Genomic DNA, 11,358 nt, shown 5'->3' on the forward strand with positions numbered 1-11,358 from the left:
CGGGTGCCGCCGTCGGGTGCGCCTTCGAGCTGGATCTTCTCAACCTGCTTGGTCTTCAGGTCGATAGCGGATACGAAGAAGCGGCCGGTCACGAACGCCTTGCCGGACTCGTGGTCAACCAGAACGGAGCGGGGGTGCTCAATCCAGTTCGGGTCGGTCTCTGCGATACCCGCGGTGGTCCAGACCTGCTGCATCGTTGCCTGATCGTACACGGACACGGAGTTGTCGGTGGTGTTGGTAACCCAGACGGTACCGTCTACATCGTCAACGGTGATGCCGTAAGCTGCGTCGTACTGGTAGCCCTTGTCGTTCTTGACGATGGGCAGCTCGGCGACTGCCTCAATCTTCAGGGAGTTCGCGTCAATACGAGCGATAGTAGAAACGTGCTTGTCGCGGTCAGCGGTGCCCGCAACCCAAATCTTGTTGGTCTTCTTGGAGTATGCGACCTGGAACTGACCGGGCAGGCCCTGAGTAATCTTAGCCATCGCCTTATCGGTGATGGTGCGAGCGTCAGTGCTCTGGCTTGCTACCGGGGTGGATTCTGCCGCGAACGATGCGGGGATGGTGGCAACGCCGGAAATTGCCAGTGCCAGCGATCCAACGGCGAGGCCCTTGAATGCCTTGCTTGAAGCGAGGTTCATATGTATGTCCTTTTTCGTGGGTGGTGTGTGAAGGTGCGTCTCTCCCCCACCGATGGGTGGTGAGGCGCCGCGTTTTTCCTGCTCTTTGGTGTGGGTTTCATGGGCCCACGAGGAAGGAAACTAGTCTTCACACAGTATTAAGTAAGGCAACCTTTAACTTACCTTCTAGGTAATACTTACTTAGCGCACAGGATTTTGCAAGATTTTAGGCATATATAACGCAAAATTTCATATGCCAGGCACAGCCTGTCACTAAAACTCCCCGAGGTGCGGCAATACGGGGCATAACAAAACCCCCGCCTCCAGCAAAAGCCAGAAGACGGGGGTTTCACGCTACCCAGCGCGCAACGCCAGGGATAGCTAAAAATTAGGAGACATACGAGAAGTCAGTGAACAGCAGGTTCTGCAGCTTGTAACGGCGAATGAAACGAGCCAGCTCCGCGCGAGTAGTCGGCGCGGTCGGGTTGAACACACCCGAAGAATCCAGCACGATGTCGTTCGCGCCAGCCCACGCAACGTAACGGTGCAGAGTACCGGCACCGAGCACGTCGCGGAAACGAGAACCAGCAGCCTCGTTCATCTCGGTCAGCTGAACCTCCGCGTTGTACTGGAACAGTACAGCCGCCAGCTCCTCGTGAGAAACCGGTGCGGTCGGGTCAATCTTATCGCCACCAGTGAGAGGCTCAGTGATCTTGCGGTCACGAGCCCAGTGCAGCGCGTTCGCGGTCGGGCGGTCTGCCGCATCCGCAAAGGGTGCAACATTAGAGTTTTCACTCACGCCAGCGTGACCAGCAGCGTGGTTCAGCAGAGCAATAAGCTCCTCACGGGTCACAGGGCGGTCCGGCTCAAACGCACCAGTCTGCGGGTTCGGCATCAGCCACTTCTTCTGGTTCGCCATGCGGATATCCTCAGCGAACGGGTGGCTACCCGGAACATCCTCGAAAGAAGTCTTCAGGATCTTAGTCTCAGCCACGGGAATGCGCGCAGCAATCTGGTGGGCAATCTCCTGACCCCACGGGTCGGAGCAAATATCCAACTGCAGGGCGTGATCAACACCCTCACCCTGCATCAGCTCGATGGGGAACTGGTCGCTACCGCTGAAGCTGTCAGCATCACCGTCAAATTCGGGGGTGAGCGGCCAGGAGCGCAGAGTTTCGAAAGAGTCGTTACGAACGTAGCCGTGGCGTACGGTCAGGGTGGTGCCTTCGGTGAGGAGTTCGCGTAGACCGTGTGCAGTGTAGTTCACGGTCATACCGGTTTCAGTGATGGTGGCACGCTGAATAACGAGGCGCGGGCCTTTAGTTTCCTCGGTTGCCGGGGCAAGGTTTGCGGGAGCTTCGTCAGCCTGAGCGGCCTGTGCCTGCAGAGTCAGTGCGCCTGCAGCGGCGGCAGCGGAAGCACCCTTTACAAAGAATCGTCGTGAGAGTCGATGGTTAATCAAGGGCATGATTGTCCTATTCAGTTCTTGTTTGAGTTGAGTGAGTTACGGGTGGCAGGACGCGCGGACAGCCGCGTAAACGGTGAGTGAGGCCGATACGTTGGGTTCCCTCCCCTGTGTGCGTGAGTGAGACGCAGTGTACGGGGTGCGGGTGTCTGTCGGGCGGATGCGCGGTGAGTGAGACCGGCACGGTTCCCTGACCCAGTCATCTAGCGTACCTTAAGGTCCCCTTTAAAGCGAAGACGAAACGGCGGTGATTTTACGCCCATTTTCGATGTTCAACGAAATAGGGGCGATATCTGGCAAGGTTTGCCGGAAGTTGGTATGGGTTCTTGATGGGGTGATTTTGAATTACCCAATGCCGCGGTGTTCCGAGATGTGGAATATGTGGGTTTCTGAAGTTTTATGTGTGACACGCCGATTCAAACCCTTTTCAAAGAGTTATAGTTATTGGTACCCTATCACTGTTCCTATATCCTCAACAAAGGAGTTACCCATGGAGGCCAAGGAATTCTCATACGAGAAGGCTCTCCTCTTTTTCGCCAAGTCCAAGTACGCCGACCTTTTCGGCGTAGCACTGGTTATCGCCATCGCAATCGCCTCAGGATACCTGAGCACCAACCTCGCCAAATACGTCGACTGGGGCCCGATCACGAACTTCATTCCCCTCGGCGTGATTTCCGTGATTAACGTGGGTATTTCAATGATGTCTACCCGCCTGACCGGCCGCCTCTCAAATATCGGCAACGTGCTCGGCATTATTAACACGGCACTGTCTGGCGCGATTGATTACATTCTGGGCAACAAGGCAGCAATCATCACCTACCCGGTCACGTTCATCGTGTACACCTTCGCGATTCGTAGGTGGCAGAACTCCGAACGCGGCAAGGCAATGGAACCGCCGACCGGCGCGAAGGGTCAGCTGATTATTGGCGGCATTGTGGCCGGTTCGTTCGCGTTCTCCCTGATTGCGAACTATGTCGGTTACGGCGGCAAGACCTCGTTCCTGTTCTGGATCACGACCGTAGTGTTTGGACTGTCCCTGTCAGCAAACATTCTGAACGCGCTCAAGCTCACGATGCAGTGGCAGTTTTGGCTCCTGTACAACGCCGTGCAGTGCGTGAAGGCGCTGACTCAGGGCAACTTCGCGAACGTCGGCAAGTACATCTTCTACATCATCAACAGCGTGGCAGCACTGCTGCTGTGGACCCGAAATGGCACCGCAGCCAAGGGCACCGTGGCGGTGGCGTAAGGGGCGGTTCCCTAGCGCACCAGCTACCGCATATCCACCCAGCGATATGTAGGCACTCATAATAGATAGAGGGAGGGGCCCTCCGGCAATACGACCGGAGGGCCCCTCCCCTGCATTGTGCGGGCATATTTGCCCGCTTCGATAAGCGGCTAGGTTAGCCCAGCGGAATCGCGCTACCCTTCAGAACCTGACGCTCAGGAGCCGATTCACTACCCACCTTCGCGATGGGGAAAGCAACAAACGCCTGAACGCCCTTCTCACGAAGAATCGCCTTCTCGTCTGCCAGTTCGGACACGAAAATGTCAGAGCTCAAAGAGCCGCGTTCCATCGCCTTACCGAGTTCGTCAACCACCCTACGGTAGGGGTGGCTGCGCAGCACGGTTCGCAATCGGGCGGGCGTAACCCTTCCGGAGGATACCGGAAGCACCATGAGCCGCGGGTGCAAAGCGTTGTACGGGTACGCACCGGGGGTCACGCCAATCCGGTGGATCTGGTGAATCACCGGGAAATTCGCAACACCCACCAGCGCACAGAAGGCGAGCGCGGTATCGGTCGGCTGCGGGACAGTAAAACCGGTTCCGGTTCGGGATTCCGGCTTATTATCCAGCGAGTCGTACAGGGTCTGCCCGGTAATACCGCTGAGCGTCGCGGAAGGTTCCCAGGTGGCCAGGTCCGCGCACATCAGGCGCAGACGGTCCTTAACGAACTCCTGGCCCTTATTGCGAGTCTTCATCTCCCAGCGGGATGCACCGTGGTCGGGGCGAGGAGCCTTGGTTTCAAAACGCCAGTAGGCAGGTTCGCCCAGGCCGGAGATCCAGAGAAGAGACAGTAGGTCGTCACGTTCCATCAGCGCATCCAGATGAGCCTGTCGGGTCTTCTGGTGAGAAGCCCAGTCGTCCGGGTACTTCTCCGCGTCGATTCCTCGAATACGCGGGGAGAACGGGGAGAAAACAGCAGCTTCCTTACCCGCACCGTAGGACTGGTCGACGTTCACCCAGCTGTCTTCAGCGGCCAGAGAAGAAACGTAGGAGTGCACGCACTCGGCAATTTCTTCTTCTGACACGCCTTCAGCATGCATCTGGGCACGCGGCTGACCTTCCTGAGACCAACCGACAGTGACGGTTCCGGGGTGCTTCTGCTCGACCATCAGGGACAGCCCGTAGAGGGCAAAATGGGTCAATGCCGAGGTGTAGTCACCGGCAATAATCAGCGTTGCCATTAGTGTCCCTCCCGTGAAATCTGGGCGTCTGCTGCGCGTTCAACGGCCTCAAGGTAGGCGGTAGCGTACGGGCCGTAGGTGCGGCTCGTCTGCTCCATGAGGTTGTCCCAGTAACCGACGTTGAAGAGTCGGGTCGCCTGTTCCTTGAGCGCTTCGTAGTCCGTGCCTTCGGGCAGATAGCCTTCCTTAAGCAGGAAGCCTGCGTCATGAGCGAAGGAGAACCGGCCGTGACCGTGACTGCAGCCAATGATGCGCAATACCAGGTCGCGGTGCTCCCCCACCTTTTCGGGCGAGGCCGCAACCATGAGTGCAGACAGCTGCTCGTGACGCCAGCCCCTCGGCAGGGCGCTACGACTACGGGCGCGGTACGCCTCTGCCACGGAACGGTGGCCACTCTTTGCGAGCGCGTCCGCCTGCAGGTCTGCACCCAGCATCTGCTGGAAGCGCAGGTCACGTTTGCCCTCGTCGTGGTACTTTGCAGCCAGTTCCAGGGCCTCCGAGAATTCCGGCGCCAGGCCGAGGTTCTCGGCAAGCTGGCGGGTACGCTCAGCAACATCGTTCTGGTGGTCGTCCAGAAGAACGGGACCAGCCAACACCAGCTCCTGAGCGATATCGGAACCTTCAACAGACTTTTTGTCGTCGGTCACGTCGGCGTACCAGGCGATAACTTCCTGACCGTCCTCAGCCTCGGTAGAAAGCTCAGAAGCAATCCTCTTCTGGCCGCCTGAAGCTTGGCTGTCGAGCAGTTCCGCTACCTCTTCGGGTGAGAGGCCCAGGTATTCCCTGAAGTCTTCCTCACGATTCGCGCACTTCTCGTACACGTAGAGCTTGATGCCCTTGGGGAAGGGTACAGCCTCCAGCTCGTCTTTCTTAGAAGGCAGCTCACGCTGAGTCACAGCAATACCCTGGTTCGTGAACGGGATACTACCCGTATCAAGAATCAGAACGTCACCGGGGGCCAACGACTGACTGCTCTCTGCCCCCTGGTCAGCATCCTGCCACAGGGAGACTTCACCCTGACGGTAAAGGAACTTACGCGGCTTCACGCCGTGCTCATCCTGGTGGTCCAGAATCTCCTGGAGAATCTTCAGATTCGTGGGGAAGGTTTCCTCGTCGACCGGTGCGAAGTAGCTGGTCTTGAGAATCTCCATTGCGGCAGAAGTGTTGCTCGGCAGGTTATCGCGCACAATAACACCGCCCATTGCGGTTTCTGCATCCAGGGAGTCGTGCAGCCACAGGTCAAGGTCCGGCTCGTCGTAGGGGTTCTCGTCGGTACGCGAGAATTCCAGCAGGTCAGGCCATTCCGGGCGCTGGTAGAGCAGACGCTCCGGGGAGGACTGCACCGGCGGGTTCTTCACCATTGCGGCGGGGTTCACCGACGGGTTCTCAGTATCGTTGAGCGCTTCGAGCCATGCATACGCATTGCTCAGGTCGACCGCCTTGTAGGGAGGCGCGTCCTTCTTTACCGAGTCACCACTGGCAGGCCTAATAACGACGACCTTGGAATCCGTACGGTGGCCCAGACGGTTAACACGGCCGAAGCGCTGTGCCAAGGAGGAAGCCGGCGCTAGCTCGGTCACCAGGTCAGCAAAGTCAACGTCAATACCGACTTCGAGGGTCTGGGTGGCCACAACAACCTTCACGGACTTATCGCCTTCGGTAGTGAAGAGGTCGGGGTGCAACTTTTGCAGGTCGTACGGGCGCATGCGTCCTACGAGAAGCTGAACCTCTTCCTCCTTTCCAAGCACCTTATCCTTAACGAGTTTCTCCTTGATAGAGATAGCCGTCCGCACGTGGTTGACGATACAACCGACAGTATGGGCTTTCTTGGAGTCTTCACTCGCCTCACGGTGGGCAAGGAAATCCTTAATGGCGTCCACAGCGGCATCCACGACCGCACGGTTACCGGGCTTGCCATCCCACTTATCGATGGGGCGGAGCACCAGTTCCTTGTGCGAGTTGACACGCTTGCGCAGCTCTTCATCATTCGGGCTGTCGAGAGCCTCAATGTCCACGCCCAGCGTGGTCGAATCGCTGTCCTCAGTGGAGGGGGTAGCGGTCGTCTCGACCACCTGCAGGGTGGGAACACCCAGGTTGACCTCGCGCTTCTGCAACTCGGCAATACGCTGAGTGGTGTGCAACAGCTGACGGTTCATGTGTGCCTCATCGAGCACCATGACGGTGTCCATGGTCAGCAGGGCAGTCTCACGCGGGCGGGCAGCCTTGGTGCTGCCGTAGCCGCGGAAAAGCGCTCGCGAACCGTACATATCCGGGGTTGCGGCGATGATTGCGCAAGCCGAAATGTCGGTGACCGGCAGGTTGCGGTTCGAGAGTTCGCCACGGATGTGACCAGTCTCGAAGGGGTTACTCTCCTTCTCGTCGTTGCGGGTCTGGAAGCTCTGGAGAGCTTCAGCAACCCTACGCAGAATATCGGGCTCACCGGATCCGTCAGTGAGCGCCTTCTTCATGCAGCCGAGAATATTGTCGGCGCGGGTTGCCTGGCTGTCGACCAGCGCGCGGCGTCCCACGGTCACGCAGAGGCGACGGGGAACGCGCGGTGCGGCGCCAACCGCGGCGAGCGCATTCGCGAAGAGGTGGATATCAACCACGGAGGACTTGCCGGAGCCGGTCGGCGCGTTAATACGTTCCGGCCATACGCCGTGCTCGCAAATGTGGTCGAGCACTTCTTCCTGCCAGCTGAAGGGGTAGCGCTTTTGCTTTTCCTTGGGTGCTTCGTTAGGTGCGCTGTTAAGTGCGGCATCAAGCGCGGCGTCAAGCGCGGCGTCAAGCGCGGCAAAGAACTCACCGAACTCATCACGACTAATGGAGGGCAGCGCGGTAGCGGGGCTAGTCATGCTTTTCCTCCTTCTTGCGGCGGTCGTATTCTTCGGTGGGCACGTCGAACGGAACCAGCAGGCCGCCGCCCATGTGGCGGGACTGGCCGATGGCTACGATGGTCGTGTCCGTTGCCAGGTTGCCGAGGTCTACGACACCGCGCCACGGCTCTGCGGGCAGGGTGCGGGGCAGCTTGTAGGCGTAGGCGGCGGGGTTCTGGGTGACTCGGTGAGCTTCCAGAACCTTGGCTTCAGCCGTTTCCTCGACCTGATCCCTCAAGCTGCGAATTCGTTCGCGTGAGGTTTCGGCTTCGGGCGCCTCGAAGCTGTCACGCCACACGTAAGCCATGGAAAGCAGAGCGGCGTCTGCGAAGGTCCAGGCCTTCGTCTCAGTCTTCTTCGGGCGGTTGAAAACGCGCGATTCGGGAACGGCCGCGCTGAGAGTACGCCACAGGCGCTTGTACCCGGTCTTGGGAGCATCCCAGAACCCCTGCGCAGGCAGGCGCTTCTGACGAAGCTTCACGGTCAGTCGGGGGAAGTCCTGAGCGTAGAGGGTTTCGACACTCCTGAGCGCGATACCGAGTTCTACTGCTTCATCGGTCGGGGCGCTTGCCGGGACCAAGACGAGTAGGACTCCCTGAGACTTCACCCCACGACGCAGATAGTCGGGCAGGTAGCGGGCAGGCAGGTACTGCAGCGCCAGGCTGTTGGCCGGCTTGTGGTCCTTGGGGTACTTGCCGGTGATGAGGCTGGGCGCGCCGAATCCTGCGGCAGCTACGAGTGCCTTGTGCAGAAGGGAGCTTGCCTTGACGTACTGTTCGGGCTTCAACTCTTCACCATCTACTTCGAGGAGCCACAAGTATTCCCAGGGGCTGGTGGAAGTTTCAGCCTCCACAGGCTGGTACTTGATGGATCCGAGGCCTGCGGTGGGTACCGATGAGGGGCGCATCGTGTCGCTCGCTGCGGTCTTATCGCCTGCCTTGGTGGGAACCTTGACGGGGTACGCTTCTGCATGAGCACGCATGAGCGCGTTGATTCGACCGGGTACGGGCACACGGACGGGCATGCCACCTGCTTCGAAGGGACCCGACTTGGTGTCGATGGTGTGGGTGGGTTCCACGTCTCCGGTGTAGAGGGCGGTGAAGCTGCTGGCTTCTCCGAGGGAGGGTACTTCGCCACAGAGCTGGGTGATGGTTTCCGCGATGTCTGCGGGTACCTTATCGTACTGCCAGCCGATGGTGTCGGATACTGCCCAGCCGTCGGATACGGCGCGACGTTCGGTCTGCCGCCCATCCTTGGTGGAGCGCGCTACCTCGCGGTACATGAATCGGCTCATCTTGTTGGGTGAGCGGTACACGGGGCACATGTCGGGAAGCTGTAGCCCGGTCGGGGGGTTCTCTTCAAGCCATTTGAGGGCTTTGAGAGATTCTTCCGAGGGGGCGAGCTGCCCGTTTTCGATAATTGCGTGAGGTCCCTGCGCGGCCGCGCTGAGGAGCGCGGCCTGCAAGCGGGCAGGGTCGGGGAAGGCGTCGGGGCTTCCGTCCGCCTTATGGCCCTGGTATACGCCGAGCGGGAACCTCGCGAGAATTCCGAGGTTCGTCATATTATTCAGCGTCCTCCGCGGTGGCGTTCGCGATGATGCTGGGGTTGCCCTCGACGTTGAGAGTCTGGCCGTTCCAGTCAGCCACACCTTCCTCCTTGGCGTACTCGATAGCTTCGAGGAGAAGCTGGTCGGCCTGCTTAACGGTCAGGGGTGCGAAGGTCTTCTTCTCACCGAAACGCTGGTCGAGGGTAACGACGGGTGCGGCGGATTCGATCAGGTCGCAGTTGGCACGGATGTAGAGTTCACGCTCCGCACGGGCAATGGCGTTGAGGCCGAGTGCGGCAAGGAGTGCACGCGCAGCAACGTTCTTTTTTTCGTCGGTGCCGAAGCGCAACTGGCGCAGGGTGGCGAGGCTCAGAACCCAGGAACGGATGATACGGCAGCATGCGACGGCGCCGGTTTCTTCGAGTACAGGCGGGATGCTACCCAGGCCGAGGGGGGAAGCGGAGATACGGGCATCGGCCTTGGCCTTCTTAATTTCGTTGCGACGAGCTCCAACGTTGACCGGGCTCAGTTCAGCTTCCTGGTCATTAACCAGGGACTCCATGTCCTTAGGGGTAAGCTGCACACTAGCAGCGACGGCGTCGACGCGGGCGCCGCCACGGCGTGCCTGTCGGTGTTCAGCGCCAGGATCCTGGTCTGCGAGGACGCCGATGATTTCACCGACGAGGGCGCTGCGCAGGCGGACCTGGTTGCTCTTGCGGGTGGAGTCCCATGCGCCGAAGAGGAGCGCTGCAGGGGCGGTGTTGAGCAGTGCGCTCATGTCTGCGGGGGTGCAGTTGCGCAGTGCGCGGTACTGGTCGTTTTCGGTGATGGGCTTACCGTCGACACGACCGGCACGGAAGTGGCCGTCGAAGATGCGGTGGGAGAGCTCCATGTCGCTGTATTCTACGGGGCCATTTTCAGTCTTGTAGGTGACGACGGCGCGGGGAATCTTGACGGCTGCTTCGTCACCGTACTGGCGGCCCTGTTCGATGGCGGCTTCTGCGCGGTTGAGTTCGGACTGCTTGCTGTCGATGAGGACGACCTTCTGAGACTTGCCCTTGACGACCTTTTCGGCGTCTTCGGAGTCTTCCGGGTTCTGAATCTCTTCCACAATGTAGCGGGTTTCGTAGGCAAAGACGGACTTCTTGTCATCAACGAACTTGGCGGGTGCCACGGATGCGTGGGGGCCTGCTGCGGGTTCGAGTTCGGTGATGGAGGTGATGACGGAGCCGCCGCCGAGTTCGACGTTTTCGATGAGGTCGTCGAGGGTAATGATGTTCTGGGACATGGTTGTCTCCTTATATATTGGGTGCACGTTTGCTTCGATGCGTTGGACGTGCACGTTTACTTGTATAGCTTTAAGCTACCTTGCTTTCCCGAATGGTGCGCGTGTTTTCGTCACGCTGCTAATTCGGTATGCCTTTTCCTTCTCCCCTGTGCTGTCACGTCCGTGTTTTGGGTAGTGACAGCACAGGGTATGAAAGGTAAGCATATGACCACACAAGCGGTCAGCATGCAGGCAGATTGGGAGGCTCCTCCGTACTGCCGGTATACTGATTAGGTTATGCCTGCGGCAACAGGCATAACCACCGCTTGATGCGGTAAATGCTTATTGAACAAAAGCCGCCCGTTGCGCCTCGCGTAGCGGGCGGCTTTTTTGTTTATGTCATAAGCGGAGTCATTATCCTTCACCTCCAAGGTCGGGGTTAGAGTCACTTCAGCTTGGTTCTGCAGAGACTTCTGAACCGGTTGACACCTCAACATTAGCATTAAGATAATATTCAAGCAACACCCTGGACCCAAGTTAAATTAACATTACGTATATACCGATAGAGTCTCCCCCAACAGCAGAAGGAGGAAACTAGCATAGAAAGCTTCTAGGTTCAGTTTGTTTCTCTGTAACCCAGAAGAATATATTCCGATGACTTCCCTAGTTAAATTAACAGTACGTACCTCAATGAAAGCTCACACCATAGCAGGCGCAAGGATTAGGCAATAAGCGTATACCCAAGAAATCATCAGATATCTTCATTATCCCTGCCCCTCCTCTGCGACGCAATCGGTTCTGTCCTTCGCTCATAATCTCACCATAGCGCTGTTACAGATTACACGCATCCAGTTTGGTCATTTCAGACTCAGATAGCTGCCTTGAGAAATCCGCAGTAGGTGTCACATATAGCCCCATCTTCATATTTAAAGAGAAGAGCCCCGGTTTAGAAACCAATCTGGTTTCTAAACCGGGGCTACGCAACCCGCGCGAGATTTCGCGATTCATGCTCAGAATCGCACTGAAGATCCCTCACCCGAAGGAGGGGAAATGAAGCCACAGCATACCGTGACGAATTCTACGGCTGGCCTCAATGAAAGTCCCCACCCGAAGACGGGG

7 protein-coding genes are annotated in these 11,358 nt (G+C 58.3%); 1 reads left to right on the plus strand and 6 read right to left on the minus strand.

The window, feature by feature from the left end; translation table 11 throughout:
• Positions 1–641: YncE family protein (locus HMPREF2712_RS08025; protein WP_371326251.1), on the minus strand; the 641-nt coding region annotated here is incomplete at its 3' end.
• A 367-nt stretch (positions 642–1,008) separates the two neighbouring features.
• On the minus strand, positions 1,009–2,088 hold the full coding sequence (locus HMPREF2712_RS08030) for an S-layer homology domain-containing protein (protein ID WP_070616676.1): 1,080 nt from the start codon (positions 2,086–2,088) through the stop codon (positions 1,009–1,011).
• Between the two features lie 487 nt (positions 2,089–2,575).
• Here HMPREF2712_RS08030 and HMPREF2712_RS08035 point away from each other — a divergent pair, with 487 nt between their 5' ends.
• Positions 2,576–3,331 carry a nicotinamide mononucleotide transporter gene (locus HMPREF2712_RS08035; protein WP_070616674.1) on the plus strand — a complete coding sequence of 252 codons (756 nt, stop codon included), beginning with the start codon at positions 2,576–2,578 and terminating at the stop codon, positions 3,329–3,331.
• Positions 3,332–3,485: 154 nt separating this feature from the next.
• Here HMPREF2712_RS08035 and HMPREF2712_RS08040 read toward each other — a convergent pair whose 3' ends face one another.
• Genes HMPREF2712_RS08040 through cas7u form a run of 4 tightly spaced genes read right to left on the minus strand, consistent with a single transcriptional unit; the run spans position 3,486 to position 10,260 of the window.
• Positions 3,486–4,550 (minus strand): aldehyde dehydrogenase, encoded by a 1,065-nt coding sequence (locus tag HMPREF2712_RS08040; RefSeq protein ID WP_070616672.1) that lies wholly within the window; start codon positions 4,548–4,550, stop codon positions 3,486–3,488.
• Complete coding sequence (gene cas3u / locus HMPREF2712_RS08045) at positions 4,550–7,405, minus strand: type I-G CRISPR-associated helicase/endonuclease Cas3g (protein WP_070819724.1); 2,856 nt, start codon at positions 7,403–7,405, stop codon at positions 4,550–4,552. The genes HMPREF2712_RS08040 and cas3u overlap by 1 nt, the downstream gene beginning before the upstream one ends.
• Complete coding sequence (csb2, locus tag HMPREF2712_RS08050; RefSeq protein WP_070616668.1) at positions 7,398–8,987, minus strand: type I-G CRISPR-associated protein Csb2; 1,590 nt, start codon at positions 8,985–8,987, stop codon at positions 7,398–7,400. Before csb2 ends, cas3u begins: the two co-directional genes overlap by 8 nt.
• 1 nt (position 8,988) lies before the next feature.
• A complete protein-coding gene (gene cas7u / locus HMPREF2712_RS08055; RefSeq protein ID WP_070616666.1) occupies positions 8,989–10,260 on the minus strand; it encodes a type I-G CRISPR-associated RAMP protein Csb1/Cas7g in 1,272 nt (423 codons plus the stop codon).
• Positions 10,261–11,358: the final 1,098 nt, after the last annotated feature.

Origin of the sequence: Rothia sp. HMSC064F07 (assembly GCF_001837265.1) — a bacterium.
Lineage (GTDB): Bacteria > Actinomycetota > Actinomycetes > Actinomycetales > Micrococcaceae > Rothia > Rothia mucilaginosa.